Below are 21496 nucleotides of genomic sequence, written 5' to 3' on the forward strand. Positions count from 1 at the left end.
GCGGTGCGTCTACCCTTGTCCGTATGCCAGTTCGCACCCAGCTCAGCCCCGGAACCGTCTCCGCGACGCTCGCCGTCCCCGCCAACATCGAACGGCCGGAGTATGCGTGGAAGCCGAAGGTCAACGAGGGCAACGAGCCGTGGGTGCAGACGCAGGAGACCATCGAGGCCATGCGGGTGGCGAGCAAGATCGCCGCGCAGGCCCTGCAGGAGGCGGGCAAGGCGGTCGCGCCGGGCGTGACCACCGACGAGCTCGACCGCATCGCGCACGAGTACATGATCGACCACGGCGCCTACCCGTCCACGCTGGGCTACAAGGACTTCCCGAAGTCCTGCTGCACCTCGCTGAACGAGGTCATCTGCCACGGCATCCCCGACTCGACGGTGATCCAGGACGGCGACATCGTCAACATCGACGTGACCGCGTACATCGGCGGGGTGCACGGCGACACCAACGCCACGTTCCTGGCCGGTGACGTGTCCGAGGAGAACCGCCTGCTCGTCGAGCGCACCCACGAGGCGACGATGCGCGCCATCAAGGCGGTCAAGCCCGGCCGCGAGCTCAACGTCATCGGGCGGGTCATCGAGGCATACGCCAACCGCTTCGGCTACGGCGTGGTGCGGGACTTCACCGGCCACGGCATCGGCGAGACGTTCCACAACGGGTTGGTCATCCTGCACTACGACCAGCCGAACGTGGACACCGTCATCGAGCCGGGCATGGTGTTCACCATCGAGCCGATGATCAACCTCGGCACCGTCGACTACGACATCTGGGACGACGGCTGGACCGTCGTGACCAAGGACCGCAAGTGGACGGCCCAGTTCGAGCACACCATCGTCGTCACCGACACGGGCGCGGAAATCCTCACGCTGCCGTGAAGGGTGCGCTGCTCGTCGCCGGAACGACCTCCGACGCGGGCAAGAGCGTGCTGGTCGCCGGGCTGTGCCGGATGCTGGCCCGGCGCGGGGTGTCGGTAGCGCCGTTCAAGGCGCAGAACATGTCCAACAACTCGGTGGTCACCCTCGACGGTGGCGAGATCGGGCGGGCGCAGGCATTGCAGGCGCGGGCCTGCGGGCTCGAGCCGAGCGTGCGCTTCAACCCGGTGCTGCTCAAGCCGGGCAGCGACAGGACCTCGCAGCTGGTGGTCCGCGGTCGGGCTGTGACCAACGTGGGGGCCCGCGACTACATCGAGCACAGAGAGTGGCTCCGTGGCATCGTCGCCGATGAGTTGTCCTCGCTGCGAGCGGAATTCGACGTGGTGATCTGCGAGGGCGCCGGCTCGCCTGCCGAGATCAACCTGCGCGCGACGGACCTGGCGAACATGGGGCTGGCACGGGCGGCGTCGCTCCCGGTGATCGTGGTCGGGGACATCGACCGCGGTGGCGTGCTGGCGCACCTGTTCGGCACCCTCGCCGTGCTCTCACCCGAGGACCAGGCGCTGATCGCCGGGTTCGTGGTCAACAAGTTCCGCGGCGACGTGGGTCTGTTGGAGCCGGGCCTGGTCCAGCTGCGGGAGATGACCGGACGCCCCACCCTCGGCGTGGTGCCGTTCGCCGACGGACTGTGGATCGACGCCGAGGACTCGCTGTCCACGGTCGCGGACGCCCCGGTCGGCAGGCCGGCCGCGCCTGCGGGGCAGGGGTGGCTGCGGGTGGCCGCGGTGCGACTGCCGCGGGTGTCCAACGCGACCGACGTGGAGGCACTGGCCTGCGAACCGGGCGTCTCGGTGCACTGGGTCGGTGAGCCGTCACGGCTGCAGGATGCCGACCTGGTGGTGATTCCCGGCAGCAAGTCCACCGTCTCGGACCTGGCCTGGCTGCGCTCGAGCGGGATCGCGGAGGCGCTGGACGCGCGTGCCGCGGCCGGGCTGCCGATCCTCGGTATCTGCGGCGGGTACCAGATGCTCGGGCGCACCATCGTGGACGACGTCGAATCTGGCGCCGGGACGGTGGACGGGCTGGGCCTGCTGGACATGGAGATCGAGTTCGCGCCCGAGAAGGTGCTGCGGCAGGTCACGGGGACCGCCGACTCGGTTGCGGTGTCCGGCTACGAGATCCACCACGGCCGCGTCGTCCGCAACGCAGACCCGCCGCTGCTGCGCGGCGCGGACGGCGAGCCGGAGGGCAGCGTCAGGGAGCAGGTGTTCGGCACCCACTGGCACGGTCTGCTCGAGTCGGACGAGTTCCGTCGCGGGTTCCTGACCCGGGTCGCGGCCGTCACCGGGCGGCCGTTCACGGTCGCGCCCGACACCTCGGTGGCGGCGGAGCGGACAGCGCAGCTGGACCTGCTTGCCGACCTGGTGGAGCGGCACCTCGACGTGGACGCGATCGAGGAACTCATCAACGGCGGTGCGCCGCTGGATCTTCCGGTGGTCACGCACGGCCGCGCGGCGGTGGACCCAGTTCGCTGATCGAGTGTCCGAAGTGTGCGGCCCAGTCCGCCGGTGTCGATCCGAACCGGTTGTCGCGGACGGTCGGGTCGGCGCCGAGCCCCAGCAGCAGCGTCACCAGGTCGCCGTTCCCGGCGCCCGCGGCCTCGTGTAGCGCGGTCTCCCATGGCTCTTCGATCGGCAGGTCCGTTCGGCCGAGCGCGTTGACGTCGAATCCGAGTTCCGCCAGCAGCCGGACCGCGTCGGCGTTCCCCGCCCCGGTGGCCCGCAGGATCGCCGACGGGTGTCGCGCGACGGCTGCCGCGACCAGTTCGGGATGTTCGTCGAGAAGTGCTGCCGCGGTGGGTCGGTCGGCGATCATGCCCGCCGCCATCAGCCGGTCGACCGCGTCGAGGTCGGGGCCGGTGGCGCCCGCGGCCCGTAGCAGGCGGGCCGCTTCCGTCTTCCCGTAGACCGTCGCGAGTTCGAGCGGTGTCCGTCCGCCCCGAAGCTGCCCGTCCGGGGCCGCGCCGCCGCCCCGCAGCAGCAACGCGACGCGGGCGTTGTGGTCGTGCAGGATCGCCCAGCCGAGCTGATCGCCGAGCAGGCCCGCCGCGCCCTCCAGTTCGACGCCGAGGCGTGAGCTCCACGGTTCGCGGTCGCCCCGGCCGAGCCCGTACTCCAGCAGCAGCGCCAGGTGGTCGTCGTCGCGGCCGAACATGCGGTTGTACAGCGCCTGGCCGTCGTTCGGGTTCGCGCCCGCTTCCAACAGCGCGCGGGCGAGCGGGATCGCATGCGGGTGCCGCGGTTGGTCGTCGACGCCGCGTTCGCCACCCCGAGCGCACCGGTCAGCGCGGTGAAGGGGGAGTGTCGCCGTGCCAGAGATAGCCGGCATTCGGATCGGCGCCGGCATCGAGCAGCAGCCGGGTGGCTCCGACCGTCGCTGCTTCGGTGACCTGGTTGTCGTGCCGGGCGTAGGCGAGATACAGCAGCGGCGGCCAGTCGAACGGTCCGCCCTCGGCGCGCGCGAGCCCCGGGTCTGCACCGAGTAGTGCCCGCAGCGCGGAGACGTCGGCGCACGCCGCCGCCGTGTGCACGGTGGCCGCACGGATGCCGGGGTGGGCATCGAGCAGTGCCGAGGCCCGGCCCCACCTGTCCGCACCGTCGTCGGGGCAGTAGCGCAGGCAGGCCAGCAGCAGGAACTCGTCCGCTTCGGTGGCCGCCGTCGCCCGGTCCGGGTACCGGGTGAGCCCGGTTGCGGACTCCATCACGGGGTCGCCCGACGCAGCGCCAGCCAGGCGACCGCCGTCGCGATCGCGGTCGCGGTCAGGGGCAGCGCCACCAGGGGCAGTGCCCGCGGCGAGTCGGCGAACCAGTCGCCCACCGCGGGCCACCACCGCGCCCAGGTGATCAGGATCGCGGCGAGACCGCCGAGGCCGACGACCCCGACTCCGGCGGCCAGCAGTCCCGTGGCCCGCCACCGCTGGTAGATCGCGCCCGCGGCCATCGCGACCGCCGTCGTCAGCAGCAACGTCGAGAAGAGCGTCAGAAACTGCAGGAACGGGTTGTCGGTGAGGTAGTCGGCAAGGCCGAACATCCGCATCCACACGCCCCAGCCGTCGGTGGCGGCCTCGGCGACCGACAGCAGGTAGAGTGCCGCGGCGAACACCGCCGACTGGGCGAGCGCCAACAACGCTGTGGCGGAGAAGAATTCGCGACGGGTCACGCTCATGCCGAGCGCGAAGGGGAAGGTCTGCGCCATCGCCTGCAGGTAGAACGCCAGCACGAACCCGTAGACGGAGAAGACGCCGCCGGTGAAGCCCTCGTTCTGATCGTTCTGGACCAGGAAGTAGATCGTGTAGGTGATCAGGAAGGACGTGGCGAGGATGCCGACCGGCCAGGCGATCAGCAGCGGCCACGCCACGGTGTGCACGCGGAGGACGGCGCCGATCCGGGAGTCGGAGTCCGGCTCGGTCCGCGGCGGTGTCATGGTCGTGGTGGCGGTCTGGGTGGTCATGCCGTGATCTCCCGTGCTCCTGTGGTGGTCGCGATGACGAGGTCCTGCAGCGATACGGGTTCGAGGTCGACGCCCGCCGCACCCAGCCGGGCGCGCTCTGGCTCGGTTGCCGTGCGCTCGACCGTGGCGCGGGCCTGCGATCCGAGCGACTCGCGATGCAGCACCCTGGCACCGGCCGCGAACGTGTCGATGGCCTCCGCGGGCCCGGTGGCGACCACGGCCCGCCTGCGCAGCGCGTCGGCATCGTCGTCGACGACGATCCGCCCGCGGTCGACGACGATGACGTGCTCGAGCAGGTTGCTGACCTCGTCGATGAGGTGCGTGGACAGCACGATCGTGCGGGGGTGCTCGGCGTAGTCGGCGAGCAGCCTGTCGTAGAAGAGGTGCCGGGCGACGGCGTCGAGGCCCAGATAGGGCTCGTCGAACAGCGTGAGCGGTGCCCGCGCGGCGAGCCCGATGATCACGCCGAGCGTGGACTTCATGCCCCTGGACAGCTTCTTGACCTTGCGGCAGAGGGGGAGCTGGAAGTCGTCGAGCAGTCGGTCGGCGAACTCGCGGTCCCAGCCGGGCATCAGATGTCCGGCAGCGGTGAGCACGTGCTTGACCCGGAGGTCGTCCACATACGTCTGACTCTCCTTGATGAAGCAGACGTTCCGCAGGACCCGCGCGTTCTCGAAGGGTGTGCCGCCGAGAACCGTGACGTCGCCGGATGTCTGGGTGTCCTGTCCGGTCAGGATCTGCATCAGGGTGGTCTTGCCCGCGCCGTTTCGGCCGAGCAGGCCGTAGATCTTGTCGGGCTCGATGGTGAAGGAGACGTCGTCGAGCGCGGTGACGTCGCCGAAACGCTTGCTCACGCCGCGAACCGACACGATCGGTTCGGCATCGATGGCGGTCACGGTCATCTGCTTTCCTCCCGGTTGTCGAGCATGGACTTCAGTTCGGCGATCGACATGCCGAGCTTGTCGGCCTCCGCGATCAGCGGCTCGATGTATTGGCGTGCGAAGTGCTCGCGGCGCCGGAATCGGAGCGCGTCTCGCGCGCCCTCGGTGACGAACATCCCGATCCCTCGCTTCTTGTAGAGAATCCCCTCGGCCACCAGCTGTCCGAGCCCCTTCGCCGCCGTCGCCGGGTTGATCCGGTGGAACGCGGCGAGCTCGTTCGTGGAGGGAACCTGACCGTCCTCCGGCAGGGATCCGTCGATGATGGAGTTCTCCACGAGCTCGGCGATCTGCTGGAACAGCGGCCTACCGTCGTCGTTCACCGGAACCGCCGCCCGCGAGGCCCAATGGTTCATTACTCATGTAATGAACCATAGAACCGGTGGGCTCGGTGTGCAAGCGATGGTGGGAGAGTCCGCATGGCGTACCGTCCGTAGCCATGGAATTGACGCAAGTTCCCGTCGGGGAGGGCACCTACACCGTTCGCGTCGACGGCCCCGAGAGCAGGCACACGGTGCTGCTGCTCCCTGGTGCGGGGGAGTCCGCATCCGTGTTCGACGCGGTGTGCGAGCGACTGCACAACTCCGACCTGCGCACGGTCGTGCCGGAGTCGATCGACGGACTCGACGAGTCCAGCGCGATCGCGCTGCTCGACGCGCTGAAACTGCCGTGGGTCAACCTCGCGGGCAACCGCGAGGGTGCCGCGCTGGCCTGGCTGCTCGCCGCCAAGACCTTCGGCCGGTTCGCCAGTCTCGTGGTGGCGGACTGCCCGCACCCCGCGGTGCCCGATCTCGAAGGCGTCGTGCGCGAGTCCGGTTGTGCGCCCGTGGAAATGCCGACGACGCTGCTGATCGGGAACTCGCTGGGCCGGCCGATGGCCGACACCAGCGGCAGGCACGTCTACTCCGACTTCAGGGTCGTCCAGCTCGACGGTGTCGACTCGGTGCCGCAGGGCGCGGCCGCCGAGATGGCCACCGAGATCGTCCTCCGCACCAGCAGCTGGTAGGCGCTGCGCGCCCGTGCGCGGTGAGCGAGTCCAGGGACTCGTCAACCGCGCACGGGCGGCGCAGCCGCCTATTCCAACCCGAGCAGGGCGTTCTCGACGACCTCGGGGAGACCTGGGTGGATCCAGTACTGGCCCTGGCCATGTCCTTGGCGCTCAGGCCGAAGCTCATCGCCTGGATCAGCGGCTGGATCACCGTGGGCGCCTGCGCGCCGATGACGTGGGCGCCCAGCAGCCTGCCGGTGCCGCGCTCGGCGATCACCTTGCACAGGCCCTCGGTGTCCTCCATCGCCCAGCCGTAGGCGACGTCTGAGTACTTCTGCACCTTCACCGTGATGTCGAGGCCCTGATCGCGGGCCTGCTCCTCGGTGAGCCCGACCTCCGCGATCTGCGGGTCGGTGAACACCGCCGCGGGCACGAACCGGTGATCGGTGCGGACCAGGTCCGCCCCGTCCGCCCACGCGTTGCGCAGCAGGTTCTCCTGCACGACCCTGGCCTCGTGGTTCGCCACGTGCTTGAGCTGATAGGGCGAGGACACGTCGCCGAGCGCGAACACGCCCTCCGCCGTGGTGCGCTGGAACCGGTCCACGAGCACCCGTCCCTCGTCGTCGACGTCGACCCCCGCGGTCTCGGCGCCGAGCCGGTCGCCGTTCGGGGCCCGCCCCACCGCGACGAGCAGGGTGTCGCCCGACACCACGCTGCCATCCGCGAGCTCCACCTCCACGTGGCCGTCGCCGCCACGCACGGACGCCACCGGATTGCTCAGTCGCACATCCCATTTCTCGCGGGCGAGGGCGGTGAAATGTGCCGAGATGTCGCCGTCGAGGTGTCGCAGCAGGCGGTTGCCGCGGCCGATGATCGTGACCTTGCTGCCGAATGCGGAGAAGACGTGGGCGAACTCGGAGGCGATGAACCCGCTGCCGATGATCACCAGGTGCTCGGGCAGTTCCGGCAGCCGCATGATGTCGTCGTTGGTGTAGTAGCGGACGCCGCTGCGGGTCACCGCCTCCGGGATGATCGGCCGCGATCCCGCCGCGATCACCACCTGGTCCGCGGTGATCACCTCGCCGGTTCCGGTCTCCAGGCGCCGCGGTCCGATGAACCGGGCGTGGCCGGAAAACAGTGTGGTGCCCGGACTCTCGTCGCGTCGATAGCGCTCGCCGCCCGCCGAGATGGGGTCGATCCGGTCGAACACCCGGCTGACGATGTCGGGCCAGCGCACCTTGTCGATGCGTGAGTCGATGCCGTACCTGCTCGAGTGCTCGATGGTGCGGGCGACCTCTGCGGCGTAGACGAACATCTTGGTCGGGATGCAGCCGACGTTCAGGCAGGTGCCGCCGAAGACGCCGTCCTCGAGCAGCGCGACCTGCATGTCGGCGTACCGGTCGTCGAGAATGGTGTTGCCGGAACCGGATCCGATGATCGCGAGGTCGAAGTGGTTCATGCGCCGTGTCCGTGCAGCCAGTTCAGCCACAGGTCCACCTCGTCGAAGGCCTGCTTGCGCGGGACCTCGGTGGAGAGGAAGACGTCGTGCCGGGCGCCCTCGATCGGCACGATCGTGGTGCGGTCGCCGAGGCAGCCGGCCCAGCGGGCGATCTGCCTCACATCCAGCACCAGGTCGGCCTCGTCGGACTTGGCGGTGTACCGGGAGGAGTAGTGCGTCCTCTCGGACCGCAGGATCAGCGAGGGCACCCCGACGTCGAGCCCGCGGTGCAGCTTCGCGTGGCCGTGTCGGATCGCCCGCAGCCAGCCGAAGGTCACCGGGAACCCGGTCATCGGCTTCCACTCGAGGTTGTAGTCCCACTCGCCGCTCGCCCCGACGTGCAGGCTGCGTCCATAGACGTCGATCGGCGGCTGCTTGACGGCGAGCCTGTCCTTGACCCGGCCGACGGCCTTGACGGCCACGGTGCCGACGCTGCGGAGGTACGACGGGCCCTGCAGGTCGAACCACGGGCTGTTGAGGATCAGTCCGGCGATGCCTGCGCCCGCGCTGCCGCCTGGCCGCTTGTTCAGCCGGTCCAGCCACAGCGGCAGGATCAGCCCGCCGGTGGAGTGCGCAACGAGCAGGACGGTGCCGCCGCCGATCTGCTCGCGGACCAGCGCCAGTGCGCGGCCCAGTTCCTCGTCGTAGAGCGCGAGGTCGGTGACGAAGTGTGCGGTCTGGCCCTGCTTCAGTGAGCGGCCGCATTTGCGCAGGTCCAGGGCGAAGAACGAGTAGCCCTGGTCGTGGAAGTGTTCGGCCATGTGGTGCTGGAAGAAGTAGTCGGTGAACCCGTGCACGTAGAGCACGGCCCGGGCGGGCGTGCGGTCGATCCCGCCCTCGGGCTGGTACCTGACGAGTGTGGCGTCGATCTCACCTTCACCGTCGGGATCGATTCCGAGTGGGATGGTCAACTGCTGATATCCGTCGCCGAGGACGTCGGGAGCCCAAGTAGTCACAGATCACAATGTAATGCGCAGGAATGCCCCCCGCAGTGGCGCACAATTGGGTGAGGTGAACGACGCGTATACGCGCGGGTAACCTATCCGCTGCAGTCGGCGCGACTGCGCACTGCCAATGGACAAGGAAGTCGATTTTCCAGTGTCAGACAACAACGCGGTAGAGACCAAGACCGATGTAGTGCTCGTGGGTGCGGGCATCATGAGTGCGACCCTCGGAGCCATCCTGCGGCAGCTGCAGCCGGATTGGTCGATCAGCGTGTTCGAGCGGCTCGACGCCGCCGCCGCGGAGAGCAGCGACCCGTGGAACAACGCGGGCACCGGACACTCGGCTCTGTGTGAGCTCAACTACACCCCCGAGAACAAGGACGGCTCCGTCGACATCGCCAAGGCGATCACGGTCAACGAGCAGTTCCAGGTCTCCCGGCAGTTCTGGGCGCACGCGCTCGAACAGGGCATCCTCACCGCTCCCAAGGAATTCATCAACCCCATCCCGCACGTGAGCTTCGTGCACGGGGCGGACAACGTGAAGTACCTGAAGGCGCGCTACGACGCCCTCGCCGGCCACACGCTGTTCAACGGCATGGAGTACACCGACAGCGCGGACGAGTTCGCCCGCCGCCTGCCGCTGATGGCCAAGGGTCGCGACTTCTCCGACCCCGTCGCCCTGAACTGGACCGAGGGCGGCACCGATGTCGACTTCGGCGCGCTGACCAAGCAGCTGCTCAACCACGTCGCCTCCTCCGGCGGCACCGTGCACTTCGGTCACGAGGTCACCGGCATCAAGAAGCAGTCCGACGGCAGCTGGAAGCTCAAGGTGCACAACCGTCGCACCGGCGGCCGCAAGACCGTCAACGCCAAGTTCGTCTTCGTCGGAGCAGGCGGCGGCGCCCTGCACCTGCTGCAGCAGTCCGGCATCAAGGAGGCCAAGGGCTTCGGCGGCTTCCCCGTCAGCGGCGCCTTCCTGCGCTGCACCAACCCGGAGCTGATCGATCAGCACCGCGCGAAGGTGTACGGCAAGGCCGCGGTCGGTGCCCCGCCGATGTCGGTGCCGCACCTCGACACCCGCGTCATCGGTGGAAAGCCGGGCCTGCTGTTCGGCCCGTACGCCGGTTGGTCGCCGAAGTTCCTCAAGGAGGGTCGGGTCACCGACCTGCCCGGTTCGGTCAAGCCGAACAACCTGCTGTCCATGCTCGGCGTCGGCGTTTCCGAGCTCGGCCTGGTCAAGTACCTGGTCAGCGAGCTGGCGAAGAATGCGGAGGGTCGCATCGAGACCATGCGCGAGTTCGTCCCCGAGGCAATCGGAGCGGACTGGGAGCTGATCACGGCAGGCCAGCGCGTCCAGGTGATCCGCCGCGACAAGCGCAAGGGTGGCGTGCTCGAGTTCGGCACCGCCGTCATCAGCGCCGCGGACGGCTCGATCGCGGGTCTGCTTGGCGCCTCGCCCGGCGCCTCAACCGCGGTCCCGGCGATGCTCGACGTCCTCAAGCGCTGCTTCGGGGACCGGTTCGCGTCCTGGGAGCCGCAGCTCAAGCAGATGGTGCCCTCGCTCGGCGTGAAGCTCTCCGACGACAAGTCGCTGTTCACCGAGGTCTGGGACTGGTCCAGCCGCGTGCTCGAACTCGACACCGACGTTCAGGAGACCGCCTCCGCCGCGGTGTGATAGTCACACCGTATGACGGCAACAGCGGCGCTGCATCGCGCCTGGGCGCTCGATCTGGACCTCCGCACGCTCTATGACCTGCTGAGACTGCGGGTCGACGTGTTCGTCGTGGAGCAGGCCTGCCCGTACCCGGAATTGGACGGGCGGGACCTGCTCCCCGGCACCAGGCACCTCTGGATCGAGCAGGACGGCCAGATCGTGTGCACCCTCCGTCTGATGGAGGAGCACGACGACGGCAGCTCGTACCGCATCGGACGGCTGTGCACCCGTCCGGACGCGCGCGGGCACGGGCACACCACCAGGCTGCTGCGCACGGCGCTCGCGGAGGTCGGGTCGTCGCCGTGCCGGCTGAGCGCGCAGAGCCACCTGGTGGACATGTACGCCAAGCACGGGTTCACCCCCGACGGCGAGGAGTTCATCGAGGACGGCATCCCGCACGTGCCGATGCGGCGCGGTGGCGGCGAGCCCTGGCGCGAGGTCTAGAGTCAGGACCCGACAATCCCTGCTGCGGGGAAGTCCTGTGTGAACCAGGCACGGTCCCGCCACTGTGATGGATTCGGCCACGTCCGGAACCGGAGTCAGATCGCCGCGGCAGCGGATCAAGGTCCGAACCCTCGGCGTGGACACCGGGGAGTGAAGGGAAAAGCGCTGTGGCACAAGCTGGTACCGGGTCCGAACCGGGATTTCCGTTCAGTGCGATCGTCGGTCAGGACACGCTCCGGCTCGCCCTGACCCTCTGCGCCGTGCACCCCGGTATCGGGGGCGTGCTGGTGCGGGGCGAGAAGGGCACCGCGAAGTCGACGGTGGTGCGCGCGCTCGCCGCGCTGCTGCCGCCCGTCGACGACGGCAACGGTGGCAGGCCCGCCCGGCTGGTGGAGCTGCCGGTCGGCGCGACCGAGGACCGGGTGGTCGGCTCGCTGGACCTGGAGAAGGTGCTGCGGGACGGGGAGCGGGCCTTCCAGCCCGGACTGCTCGCCGCGGCCCACGACGGCGTGCTCTACGTCGACGAGGTCAACCTGCTGCACGATCACCTCGTGGACGTGCTGCTCGACGCCGCCGCGATGGGCCGCGTGCACATCGAGCGCGACGGCGTCTCCCACTCCCATCCCGCGCGGTTCGTCCTGGTCGGGACCATGAACCCGGAGGAGGGCGAACTCCGCCCGCAGCTGCTCGACCGCTTCGGCCTCGCCGTCGACGTGGCGGCCTCGCGCGAGGTGGACGTCCGCATGCAGGTGGTGCGTCGCCGCCTCGATTTCGAGGCCGACCCCGCCGGATTCGCGGCCCGGTACGCCGACGAGGACTCGGCGCTGGCCCGCCGCATCGCCGCGGCAAGGGCGGCCCTGCCCGCCATCGAACTCAGCGACACCGAACTGCGCCGCATCGCCGCGCTGTGCGCCTCCTTCGACGTCGATGGCATGCGTGCCGATCTGGTGCTGGCCCGCACGGCCACCGCGCACGCCGCCTGGCGCGGCGCGGACGCCGTCGCCGAGGAGGACGTGCGGATCGCCGCGGAGCTGACGCTGCCGCACCGGCGCCGCCGCGACCCGTTCGACGAGCCGGGTCTGGACCCGCAGCAGCTCGAGGACGCGATGCGGGACGCCGCCGAGCAGGCAGAGCAGCCCCAGCCGGAACCGGACCCTGAGCCCGACCCGGATCCCGACGGGCCGGGCGGCGGCACGCCGGAGCCCGACGACGGACCGCAGGAACCGGCCGGGTCCGGCGACGAGGAGCCGCGGCAGGACGTCTCGGCGCCCGGGCGCGCCCCCGAGCGCCAGGCCGCGGCCCCCTCCGCCCAGTTCAAGACCCGGCTGCTGACCATTCCCGGTGTCGGCGAGGGTGCGCCAGGCAGACGCTCGCGTTCGCGCTCCGCGCAGGGCCGGACCGTGCGACCCACCACCGAACCGGGTCGCGGGCTGCACCTGGTCGGCACCCTGTTCGCGGCCGCCGAGCACCAGGTCGCCCGCGGACGGCGGGACGGCCGGATGCTGTTGGCGCCCGGCGACATCCGCGGGGCGCACCGCGAGGGTCGCGAGGGCAACCTGGTGGTCTTCGTGGTCGACGCGTCCGGCTCGATGGCCGCGCGGGACCGGCTCTCCGCGGTCACCGGCGCCGTCGTCTCGCTGCTGCGCGACGCCTACCAGCGCCGCGACAAGGTCGCGGTGATCACCGTGCGGGGCGCGGCCGCCGAGCTGGTGCTGCCGCCCACCTCGTCCGTCGACGTCGCGGTCCGGCGACTGCGCTCACTGCGTACCGGCGGTAAAACCCCACTGGCGCAAGGATTCCTGAAGGCTCGCGAGGTGGTGCTGCGGGAGAAGGTGCGCGACCCCCAGCGTCGGGCGATGGTGGTCGCGTTGACCGACGGCCGGGCGACCGGCGGAACCGACCCCGTCCATCGCGCCCGGGTGGCCGCGACCCTGCTCGCCGGCGAGTCGGTGGCCTCGGTGGTGGTGGACTGCGAGTCCGGCATGGTGCGGCTCGGCCTGGCCCGCGACCTGGCGACCGCGCTGCGGGGCGCCTACATCCGGCTCGGCGAGCTCTCGGCGGAGCAGGTGGCCGGCGTCGTCCGGGCCGGTACCTCGAAGCTCGCGGCCTAGAACGGAAAGAGGAGTAGCAGACGATGCCCAAGGGTGTACCGCTTCCCGAGAACGTCCCCGACGACGGCCTGACCACCCGGCAGCGCCGCAACGCGCCGGTGCTGGCCGTGCACACCGGACCCGGCAAGGGGAAGTCGACCGCCGCGTTCGGGATGGCGTTGCGCGCCTGGAACCAGGGCTTCGACATCGGGGTGTTCCAGTTCGTCAAGAGCGCGAAGTGGAAGGTCGGCGAGGAGTCGGCGTTCCGCGCGCTCGGTGAGCTGCACGAGTCCACCGGCGTCGGCGGACCGGTGCAGTGGCACAAGATGGGCGAGGGCTGGTCCTGGACCCGCAAGAAGGGCGAGGACGAGGACCACGCCCGCGTCGCGCTGGACGGCTGGCGCGAGGTGGCCCGCCGGATCGCCAACGAGGAGCACAAGTTCTACGTCCTCGACGAGTTCACCTACCCGCTCAAGTGGGGCTGGGTTGACGTCGACGAGGTGGTCGAGGTGCTGGCTTCGCGGCCGGGGAACCAGCACGTGGTGATCACCGGCCGGGACGCGCCGCAGGCCCTGATCGAGGCGGCCGATCTCGTCACCGAGATGACCAAGATCAAGCACCCCATGGACGCCGGACGCAAGGGCCAGCGGGGCATCGAGTGGTGAACACCGTTCCGGCGGTCGTCATCGCGGCACCCGCATCCGGCAGCGGAAAGACCACCGTCGCAACGGGTCTGATCGGTGCACTGCGCGCGGCCGGTGATCGGGTGGCACCGTTCAAGGTGGGGCCCGACTACATCGACCCGGGCTATCACGGCCTCGCCGCGGGTCGGGTCGGACGCAACCTGGACCCGGTGCTGGTCGGCCCGGACCGGATCGGTCCGCTGTACCGGCACGGCAGCGCGGGCTGCGACATCGCCGTCGTCGAGGGCGTGATGGGCCTGTTCGACGGCAAGATCGCGGACCCGGCGCCCGAGGGCGCCGCGGAGGGGTCGACGGCCCAGGTGGCCGGGTTGCTCGGTGCCCCGGTCGTCCTGGTCGTGGACGCCCGCGGGCACAGCCAGTCGCTGGCCGCGGTGCTGCACGGATTCGCGACCTTCGACAGCGGCGTCCGGATCGGCGGGGTGATCCTGAACCGGGTCGGCAGCGAGCGGCACGAGCAGGTGCTGCGCCAGGCCTGCGACCGGGTCGGGGTGCCGGTGCTCGGGGTGGTGCCCCGGCTCGCGGAGCTGGCGGTGCCCTCGCGGCATCTCGGCCTGATCACCGCCGTCGAGCACGGCCGGGCCGCCACCGACGCGGTGGACGCGATGACCGAGCTGATCGCGCGGCACGTTGACCTGCCCGCCGTGCGGGCGCTGGCCCGCTCGAGCGTCGGCGCACCGGCATGGGATGCCGTGGACGAGGTCGGCACGGACGCGCCGGGACCCGCCCCCGTTGTGGCGCTGGCTGGTGGCTCGGCGTTCACGTTCGGCTACGCCGAGCATCGCGAGCTGCTGGAGGCGTCGGGCGCGCGGGTGTGCACCTTCGACCCCGCCGTCGATCAGCTGCCCGACGGCGCGGCCGCGTTGGTGCTGCCGGGCGGGTTCCCTGAGGAGCACGCGCCCGAGCTGGCGGCGAACATCCCGCTGCTCACCACCGTCCGCGAGCTGGCGCGCCGCGGGATGCCGATCCACGCCGAGTGCGCGGGCCTGCTGTACCTGGCGCGTCGCCTCGACGGGCACCCGATGGCGGGGGTGATCGGGGTGGATGCGGAGTTCGGCACGTCGCTGACGCTGGGCTACCGGGAGGCCGTCGCGCTGGGGGAGTCGGTGCTGTTCGAACCGGGGACGAGGGTGGTCGGTCACGAGTTCCACCGGACCCGGCTCGCGTCGGCATCGGTGGACGGCTGGGCCCCGGCCTGGGGCTGGCGGGCGGCAGGAGCCTCGGCGCGGGAGGGCTTCGCGGGCGGCGGCGTGCACGCCTCCTACCTGCACACCCATCCTGCGGGGAATCCGGCCTCCGTGCGCCGGTTCGTCTCCGCGGCAAGAGATTTCGAGGCGTCCAATGGGTGATCTGGTAGTGGGCATCGGTGCCCGTGACGGGGTGGACCCCGACACCGTGCTGGCCGCGATCAGTGCCGTCGTCGACGACCCGACCGAGCTGCACGCGCTGGCCACCCTCGAGCGCAAGGCCACCGAGTCCTCGATCGCCATCGCGGCGGCCGAGCTGGGTGTGCCGGTGCTCGGGTTCACGGCCGACGAACTCTCGGCCGTGGACGTGCCGACACCCTCGGGACGGGTCGCGGCCGAGGTCGGGACGCCGAGCGTCGCCGAGGCCGCGGCGGTCCTCGGCGCGGGCGGCGGCGACCTGCTGGTGCGCAAACGCGCCCGCAATGGCGTCACCGTTGCCGTCGCCCGTAATGTTTGGTAGCCCGAAGACCCCCGACATCCCAGTCAAGGAGCGTGAAGTGCCAGCAGCGGCCGGAGACGAGCCCAACTACCTCGTAGGGCTCAACCTGACCGATCGACGGGTGGTCGTCGTGGGCGGCGGCACCGTCGCACAGCGGCGCCTTGGCCTGCTCGTGGCCTGCGGGGCGAGGGTGCACGTGGTCAGCCGCGCCGTCACCCCCGCCGTCGAGGCGATGGCCACCGGCGGCCAGATCACCATCGACCTGCGCGCGTACGCCGACGGCGACCTGGACGGCGCCTGGTACGCCATCGCCTGCACCGACGAGCCGGACACCAACGCCGCCGTCGTCGCCGAGGCGGAGCGCAGCCGCATCTTCTGCGTCCGCGCCGACAGCGCCCGCAACGGCACCGCCGTCACCCCGCGAGCGCGTCCTTCGACGGGCTCGAGCTCGGCGTGCTGGCGGGCGGCGACCACCGCCGCTCGGCCGCGGTGCGCACCGCGCTGGTCGAGGCCCTGCAGTCCGGCGGCGTGGTGGACGTCGCCGAGCCGCACGCGCCCGGCGTCGCGCTGGTCGGCGGCGGACCCGGCGACCCGGACCTGATCACCGTCCGCGGCCGCAGGCTGCTGGCCCGGGCCGATGTCGTGGTCGCGGACCGGCTCGCGCCGCCAGAGCTGCTCGCCGAGCTCGGCCCCCAGGTCGAGGTCATCGATGCGGCGAAGATCCCGTACGGCCGCGCGATGGCGCAGGAGGCGATCAACGCCGCCCTGATCGACGGCTACAAGGCCGGCAAGTTCGTGGTCCGGCTCAAGGGCGGCGATCCGTACGTGTTCGGCCGCGGCTTCGAGGAGCTGCAGGCCTGCGCGGCCGCCGGGGTGCCGGTCACCGTGGTACCGGGCATCACCAGCGCGATCGCCGTGCCGTCCGCGGCCGGGATCCCGGTGACGCACCGCGGCGTCACGCACGAGTTCGTCGTCGTCAGCGGGCACATCGCCCCGGACCACCCCGACTCGCTGGTGGACTGGTCGGCGCTGGCGAAGCTGCGCGGCACCCTGGTACTGCTGATGGCGGTGGAACGGATCGAGAAGTTCGCCGCCGTGCTCACCGAGGGCGGCAGGCCGGCCGAGACCCCGGTGACCGTGATCCAGGAGGGCACCACGCGCGCCCAGCGGGTGGTGCGAGCCGATCTGGCGACCGTCGCTGCCCGGGTTCGCGAGGAGAACATCCGCCCGCCCGCCATCATCGTGATCGGGCCGGTCGCGGGCCTGACCGCCGACGCGCAGTAACCTGGGCGACCGTGCCTGACTCCACTGTCGTGAAGTACCCCGTGACCACGCGAGCCTTCGGTCTCGCCATCGTCGTCCTCGGCGGTATGCAGCTGATGATGGTGCTCGACGGGACCGTCGCGTCGCTGGCCCTGGCCCGGATCCAGCAGGACCTCGACCTGAGCGACGCGGGCAGGAACTGGGTGATCACGTCCTACGCGCTCACCTACGGCGGCCTGATGCTGCTGGGTGGTCGGCTCGGCGACGCCTTCGGGCGCAAGCGGGTCTTCATCGGCGGCGTGGTGCTGTTCACGGTGGCCTCGCTCATCTGCGGACTCGCCACCGGCGAGATCTCGCTGATCGCGGCGCGGGCACTGCAGGGCGTGGGTGCGGCGATCGCGTCACCGACCGCGCTGGCCCTGGTGGCGACGACATTCGCGCCCGGCCCGGTCCGCAACCAGGCGATCGCGATCTTCGCGGCCATGACCGGTATCGGTTCGGTGACCGGACTGATCGTCGGCGGCGCCCTGACCGAGGTGTCATGGCGCTGGATCTTCCTGATCAATGTGCCGATCGGGCTGCTGATCATCGGCCTCGCCGTTCCCTCGCTGGTGGAGACCGGCGCCGAGCGGCTCAAGCTGGACGTGCCGGGTGCGGTGCTCGCGACCCTGGGCTGCACGGGCGTGGTCTTCGGGTTCACCGAGGGCGCGGAGATGGGCTGGACGAGCCCGCCGGTGATCGCGGCGCTGGTCGTGGGGCTGGGCATGCTGGCGGCGTTCCTCCTGGTCGAGCGCAGGGCGGAGAACCCGCTGCTGCCGTTCTCGCTGTTCCGCAACGGGAACCGGGTGGCCACCTTCATCGCGATCGCGCTGGTGGGCGCGGTGATGTTCAGCCTGGCGCCGTTCGTCGCGCTGTACGTGCAGGACATCCTCGGCTACAGCCCGCTCGCCGCGGGCATGGCGTTCGTGCCGTTCGCCTTCGGCCTCGGCGCCGCGGCGTTCGTGGCGTCCAAGCTCGCGGTCCGTGTCCAGCCCCGGTGGCTGATCGTCGCAGGCACCGTCCTGACCACGCTCGGCCTGCTGTACGGCTCCACGTTGGACACCTCGGCGACGTACATGGGCAACCTGTTCATGCTGGTGGTCGGCGTCGGATTCGGTGTCGGCCTCGCGGTGGTGCCGCTGCCGCTGTGCGCGATCGCCGGGGTCGGGCAGCACGAGATCGGCCCGCTGTCCGCGATCGCCCAGGTGGCCCAGGTGCTCTTCGGCCCGATCGGACTGGCGATCGTCGGCGCGATGGCGACGTCCAAGACGCTTTCGCTCGGCGGCACCTCCGGGGTGGCGGCGACCATGAACGCGGACCAGCTGTTCGCACTCAGCGAGGGCTATACGACGGCCCTGCTCGGCTGCGCGATCTTCGCCGCCCTCGCCGCCGTCGTGGCCCTGTTCATCCGGTTCACCCGCAGCAGGTCGCCCAGGCGCAGGCTGCGGAGAAGGCGGCACAGGAGTCCTAGGCGCGTCTCGGAGGCGTTCCCGTATGGGTGAACGCCTCCGAGTACTGCCTGGCCTCCGGTCAGGCCAACTGGGCGAAGAACTGACGGATATCGCCGACCAGGACCTCGGGCGCCTCGTGCGCGGCGTAGTGTCCGGCGGCGTCGTTCGCGCCGCCGCTCGGCCCGGCGGTGTCGTAGGAATTCCAGCTGACGATGTTGCTGTGGTCGCGTTCGGCGAACCGGCGGATCGACTGGAAGTCGCCTGCGAACATCGCGAGACCGGTCGGCACCGTGGTCGGCGCGGTCGGGTGGTCGGTGGCGTGGGCATCCTCGTAGTAGAACCGCGTCGAGGACCCGGCGGTGCCGGTCAGCCAGTAGATGGCGACGTTCGCGAGGACGAAATCGGCATCGAGGCCCTCGCCGAAAAGCTGTGCGTTCCACGCGAGGAGCCCCACCGGCGAGTCGGCGAGGGCGAAGGCGAGGGTCTGCGGCTGCTGGCTGTGCAGCGTGTTGAACGCCATCTTGTTCGCGTGGAACCACTGCAGGTGCTCGAGGGCCGCCTGGTCGGCGTCGGAGAGCCCCTCGAACTCGGACGGATCGCCGGACGGGAAGGAGAACAGCTGGGTGACGTGCACGCCGACGACGTTCGACGGGTCGAGGCGGCCGATCTCGGGCGCGATCATCGAACCGCCGTCATTGCCGACCGCCCCGTACGACTGGTAGCCCAACCGATGCATCAGCTCGATCCAGGCCCTGGCGGTGCGGTACCGATTCCAGCCGGTGCTGCGCGTCGGGCCGGAGAAGCCGAAGCCCGGGATCGACGGGATCACCAGGTGGAACGCGGGTGAATCGGGGGACTCCGGCTCGGTGAGCGGGGCGATGACATCGAGGTACTCGACGATCGACCCCGGCCATCCGTGCGTGAGCACCAGCGGCGTGGCGTCCGGCCGGGACGACCTGATGTGCAGGAAGTGGATGTCCTCGCCGTCGATCTCGGTGACGAATTGTGGGTAGGAGTTGATCCTCGCCTCGACGGCGCGCCAGTCGAATCCGTCGAGCCACCGGGCGGCGAGCGCGCGCACCCGATCGTTCGGGACACCGTACGAGTCGGCGACGCCCGGCAGCTCGTTCGGCCACAGCGTGCGTCGCAGCCGCTCGTGCAGGTCGTCGAGCTGGGCTTGCGGGACGTCGATGGCGAAGGGGCGGATGTCGTTCACGGCTACTCCTCGTTAGAACGGAATGTTCGGTTCCGTTTGAACGTAACAGATCGGATCATTCCGTTCCAGTGTTATCGTCGGTGCATGCCGAAATCGACTGAAAGCGCAGTTCGCGAGAGCAGGCCCGGGCTGCCGGGGCGCAAACAGCAGGCGGCGCGCAACGACGGAGTCATCCTCGAGGCCGCGCGGGAGGTGTTCCTGTCCGATCCGAAGGCGCCCATCACCGCGGTGGCTCAGCGTGCAGGCGTCGGGATCAGCGCGCTCTACCGCCGGTACCCAGGCAAGGAGGACCTCCTGCGTACTCTGTGTCACGACGGCCTGCGCCGCTACATCGCCGAGGCGGAAATGGGCCTCGAGGACGCCGACGCGTGGCGCGGACTGACCGGATTTCTCGAGAGGGTGGTCGAAGCCGATGTGCACTCATTGACGGTGCACCTGGCGGGGGCGTTCACCCCGACCGAGGAGATGGGGCGCGACGCGATGCGCTCCCACGAGCTGACCGATGCCCTCGTCGAGCGGGCACGCGCGACGGGGCGCCTGCGTGCCGACATCGTCACCCTTGATCTCGGGCTGCTGCTCGAGGGGTGCGCCGCCATCCGGATTCCGGACCCGGAGCGGACCCGGCAATTGCGACGCCGCCACCTCGCCCTGCTCGTCGACGGTCTGGCCGCGAGCGGTGATCTGCCCGGACCGCCACCGCAGGCGGGGGAGTTCGGGTCGCGGTGGAACCCGGAGGCCGGCAGCGTGTAACGACCGTCCAGTACGGTGCGACGAACCGGCTATGAGGGGGACAAGGCGTGCGATGACGGTTGAACCGCAAGAATTGGCGGCGCCCGGGAGGGCGCGCGCTCGTTGGCGTATCGCCCTGGGGGTGGCGACCATCGTCGTCGGAATCGTGGTGGCGATCGCCGCCGGCGCGCTGGCGGTGGGCCTGGTGGCCGCCGTGGTCGACACCCCGGCCCTGTTCCTCTGCGCCGGATTGCTCGTCGCCGTTGCCGCTTGTTTCCTGTTGAGCTGGTGGGGATTTCGGCTGACGGGCGCGCGTCGCGCGAGGACGGGCGCGGCCGGACTCAGCGCGGCGATCGGCGTGGCCGTCACCGCGCTGGCAGCATCGACGATTCTCAGTCCCTTCCCGGCCCAGCCGCAAGCGGGCGCGCCCTCGGCCGTCCAGTACTGGGACCTGCCGACCGGGTCGCGAATCGCCTACGTCCACGCCCCGGCCGCCGAACTCCCTGCCCGAAGCCGCCGGTGATCTTCGTCCACGGCGGACCGGGAACACCCGGCGAGGGAATACCGGTCGCCGGCGCCGAACTCGCCGCCCAGGGGTACGACGTATTCGCGTATGACCAAGTGGGGGCGGGCCGTTCGACCCGACTCGACGATGTCACCGACTACACCGTGCAGCGCCAGGTGGCCGATCTCGAAGCGATACGGCAAGAACTCGGTGCCGAGCAATTGATCCTGGTCGGACGGTCCTGGGGCGGATCGCTGACGGCGCAGTACATCGCGGCGCACCCCGATCGAGTCGCGAAAGCTGTCTTCGTCGCGCCAGGGGCGATCTGGCCGACGGCATTTCCCGACGGTGTCGGCGAACCCTGGCACGAGATGGATCCCGCCCAGCAGGCCCGCTACGACGAACTGATGGGCAACCCGCGCATTCTCACCCAATCACTGCTGATGGGCGTGAATCCCGCAGCCGCCCATGCGTTCGTCCCCGACGCCGAAGCCGACTCGTGGATGCACGAGGTCGCCCTGACCGGACGTGACGGGGCCTCATGCTCACGCGAGGTCACCACGCCGCCGCACAACAACCCGCAGGGCTTCTACGTCAACCAGATGACGACCGCCGATTTCGGCTCCATTCCGGATCCCAGGCCTGCCCTCACGAACGCGCAGGTTCCCGTCCTGGTCATGGCGGCGCAATGCGACTTCCTCCGTTGGCCGGTCACACGCGAATACCGTGACACCTTCCCCCACTCCACGCTGGTCGACATCCAGGGCGCCGGGCACGGGGTCTCGACGGACCAGCCGGAGATCTACACCGGCTTGCTGGAGGCCTTTCTGAACGATCAGCCGCTGCCGCTCCCCGCCTACACCTCCATGGACCCTCCGCCTGGACGCTGGACCAGCTGACCG

19 protein-coding genes and 3 pseudogenes are annotated in these 21496 nt (G+C 70.4%); 14 read left to right on the plus strand and 8 right to left on the minus strand.

The window, feature by feature from the left end:
• Nucleotides 1-23 precede the first annotated feature (23 nt).
• Nucleotides 24-881 carry a type I methionyl aminopeptidase gene (map, locus tag BTZ20_RS10145; RefSeq protein ID WP_077041264.1) on the plus strand — a complete coding sequence of 286 codons (858 nt, stop codon included), beginning with the start codon at nucleotides 24-26 and terminating at the stop codon, nucleotides 879-881.
• Complete coding sequence (locus BTZ20_RS10150; protein ID WP_077041265.1) at nucleotides 878-2413, plus strand: cobyric acid synthase; 1536 nt, start codon at nucleotides 878-880, stop codon at nucleotides 2411-2413. The genes map and BTZ20_RS10150 overlap by 4 nt, the downstream gene beginning before the upstream one ends.
• Here BTZ20_RS10150 and BTZ20_RS10155 read toward each other — a convergent pair.
• The 5 genes from BTZ20_RS10155 to BTZ20_RS10175 all read right to left on the minus strand — a co-directional run bounded on the left by BTZ20_RS10155 (nucleotide 2376) and on the right by BTZ20_RS10175 (nucleotide 5649).
• The gene (locus tag BTZ20_RS10155; protein WP_077041266.1) at nucleotides 2376-3140 is read right to left on the minus strand and encodes an ankyrin repeat domain-containing protein; all 765 of its coding nucleotides are present in this window, start codon (nucleotides 3138-3140) and stop codon (nucleotides 2376-2378) included. The genes BTZ20_RS10150 and BTZ20_RS10155 overlap by 38 nt on opposite strands.
• Before the next feature lie 79 nt (nucleotides 3141-3219).
• On the minus strand, nucleotides 3220-3639 hold the full coding sequence (locus BTZ20_RS27185) for a hypothetical protein (protein WP_077041267.1): 420 nt from the start codon (nucleotides 3637-3639) through the stop codon (nucleotides 3220-3222).
• The gene (locus BTZ20_RS10165) at nucleotides 3639-4388 is read right to left on the minus strand and encodes an ABC transporter permease (RefSeq protein ID WP_223263709.1); all 750 of its coding nucleotides are present in this window, start codon (nucleotides 4386-4388) and stop codon (nucleotides 3639-3641) included. The genes BTZ20_RS27185 and BTZ20_RS10165 overlap by 1 nt, the downstream gene beginning before the upstream one ends.
• The gene (locus tag BTZ20_RS10170) at nucleotides 4385-5290 is read right to left on the minus strand and encodes an ABC transporter ATP-binding protein (protein WP_077041268.1); all 906 of its coding nucleotides are present in this window, start codon (nucleotides 5288-5290) and stop codon (nucleotides 4385-4387) included. The genes BTZ20_RS10165 and BTZ20_RS10170 overlap by 4 nt, the downstream gene beginning before the upstream one ends.
• Entirely contained in the window at nucleotides 5287-5649 is a 363-nt protein-coding gene (locus BTZ20_RS10175) for a GntR family transcriptional regulator (RefSeq protein ID WP_077043609.1), read from the minus strand. Before BTZ20_RS10175 ends, BTZ20_RS10170 begins: the two co-directional genes overlap by 4 nt.
• Nucleotides 5650-5765: 116 nt before the next feature.
• On the opposite strand from BTZ20_RS10175, the gene BTZ20_RS10180 reads away from it, so the two are divergent.
• Nucleotides 5766-6332 carry a hypothetical protein gene (locus tag BTZ20_RS10180; RefSeq protein ID WP_077041269.1) on the plus strand — a complete coding sequence of 189 codons (567 nt, stop codon included), beginning with the start codon at nucleotides 5766-5768 and terminating at the stop codon, nucleotides 6330-6332.
• Nucleotides 6333-6400: 68 nt separating this feature from the next.
• Here BTZ20_RS10180 and mtr read toward each other — a convergent pair.
• A pseudogene (gene mtr, locus BTZ20_RS10185) lies at nucleotides 6401-7773 on the minus strand (mycothione reductase).
• A complete protein-coding gene (locus tag BTZ20_RS10190; protein ID WP_077041270.1) occupies nucleotides 7770-8768 on the minus strand; it encodes an alpha/beta hydrolase in 999 nt (332 codons plus the stop codon). Before BTZ20_RS10190 ends, mtr begins: the two are co-directional and overlap by 4 nt.
• Before the next feature lie 118 nt (nucleotides 8769-8886).
• Here BTZ20_RS10190 and mqo point away from each other — a divergent pair, with 118 nt between their 5' ends.
• The 8 genes and pseudogenes from mqo to BTZ20_RS10230 all read left to right on the plus strand — a co-directional run bounded on the left by mqo (nucleotide 8887) and on the right by BTZ20_RS10230 (nucleotide 18164).
• On the plus strand, nucleotides 8887-10431 hold the full coding sequence (mqo, locus tag BTZ20_RS10195; protein WP_077041271.1) for a malate dehydrogenase (quinone): 1545 nt from the start codon (nucleotides 8887-8889) through the stop codon (nucleotides 10429-10431).
• A 12-nt stretch (nucleotides 10432-10443) separates the two neighbouring features.
• Nucleotides 10444-10914, plus strand: coding sequence for a GNAT family N-acetyltransferase (locus BTZ20_RS10200; protein WP_077041272.1), 471 nt, complete (start codon nucleotides 10444-10446; stop codon nucleotides 10912-10914).
• Between the two features lie 167 nt (nucleotides 10915-11081).
• Nucleotides 11082-13025 (plus strand): magnesium chelatase subunit D family protein, encoded by a 1944-nt coding sequence (locus tag BTZ20_RS10205; RefSeq protein WP_077041273.1) that lies wholly within the window; start codon nucleotides 11082-11084, stop codon nucleotides 13023-13025.
• Between the two features lie 23 nt (nucleotides 13026-13048).
• Nucleotides 13049-13669: a cob(I)yrinic acid a,c-diamide adenosyltransferase gene (cobO, locus tag BTZ20_RS10210; RefSeq protein ID WP_077041274.1), complete on the plus strand. Its 621-nt coding sequence runs from the start codon at nucleotides 13049-13051 to the stop codon at nucleotides 13667-13669.
• Nucleotides 13666-15054, plus strand: coding sequence for a cobyrinate a,c-diamide synthase (locus BTZ20_RS10215; RefSeq protein WP_411269121.1), 1389 nt, complete (start codon nucleotides 13666-13668; stop codon nucleotides 15052-15054). The genes cobO and BTZ20_RS10215 overlap by 4 nt, the downstream gene beginning before the upstream one ends.
• Nucleotides 15047-15412, plus strand: a complete 366-nt coding sequence (locus BTZ20_RS10220; RefSeq protein ID WP_077041276.1) for a cobalamin biosynthesis protein — start codon at nucleotides 15047-15049, stop codon at nucleotides 15410-15412. Before BTZ20_RS10215 ends, BTZ20_RS10220 begins: the two co-directional genes overlap by 8 nt.
• A gap of 37 nt (nucleotides 15413-15449) precedes the next feature.
• A pseudogene (gene cobA, locus BTZ20_RS10225) lies at nucleotides 15450-16675 on the plus strand (uroporphyrinogen-III C-methyltransferase).
• Nucleotides 16676-16686: 11 nt separating this feature from the next.
• A pseudogene (locus BTZ20_RS10230) lies at nucleotides 16687-18164 on the plus strand (MFS transporter).
• 59 nt (nucleotides 18165-18223) lie between these two features.
• Here the strand turns inward: BTZ20_RS10230 and BTZ20_RS10235 are convergent.
• Nucleotides 18224-19360: an epoxide hydrolase family protein gene (locus BTZ20_RS10235; protein WP_077041277.1), complete on the minus strand. Its 1137-nt coding sequence runs from the start codon at nucleotides 19358-19360 to the stop codon at nucleotides 18224-18226.
• 84 nt (nucleotides 19361-19444) lie between these two features.
• On the opposite strand from BTZ20_RS10235, the gene BTZ20_RS10240 reads away from it, so the two are divergent.
• The 3 genes from BTZ20_RS10240 to BTZ20_RS10250 all read left to right on the plus strand — a co-directional run bounded on the left by BTZ20_RS10240 (nucleotide 19445) and on the right by BTZ20_RS10250 (nucleotide 21493).
• On the plus strand, nucleotides 19445-20110 hold the full coding sequence (locus BTZ20_RS10240; RefSeq protein ID WP_077041278.1) for a TetR/AcrR family transcriptional regulator: 666 nt from the start codon (nucleotides 19445-19447) through the stop codon (nucleotides 20108-20110).
• 121 nt (nucleotides 20111-20231) lie between these two features.
• Nucleotides 20232-20612 (plus strand): hypothetical protein, encoded by a 381-nt coding sequence (locus tag BTZ20_RS27190; RefSeq protein WP_077041279.1) that lies wholly within the window; start codon nucleotides 20232-20234, stop codon nucleotides 20610-20612.
• On the plus strand, nucleotides 20609-21493 hold the full coding sequence (locus BTZ20_RS10250; protein ID WP_077041280.1) for an alpha/beta hydrolase: 885 nt from the start codon (nucleotides 20609-20611) through the stop codon (nucleotides 21491-21493). Before BTZ20_RS27190 ends, BTZ20_RS10250 begins: the two co-directional genes overlap by 4 nt.
• Nucleotides 21494-21496: the final 3 nt, after the last annotated feature.

The sequence above is a fragment of the Rhodococcus sp. MTM3W5.2 genome, from assembly GCF_001984015.1.
Taxonomy (GTDB): Bacteria; Actinomycetota; Actinomycetes; order Mycobacteriales; family Mycobacteriaceae; genus Rhodococcus_G; species Rhodococcus_G oryzae.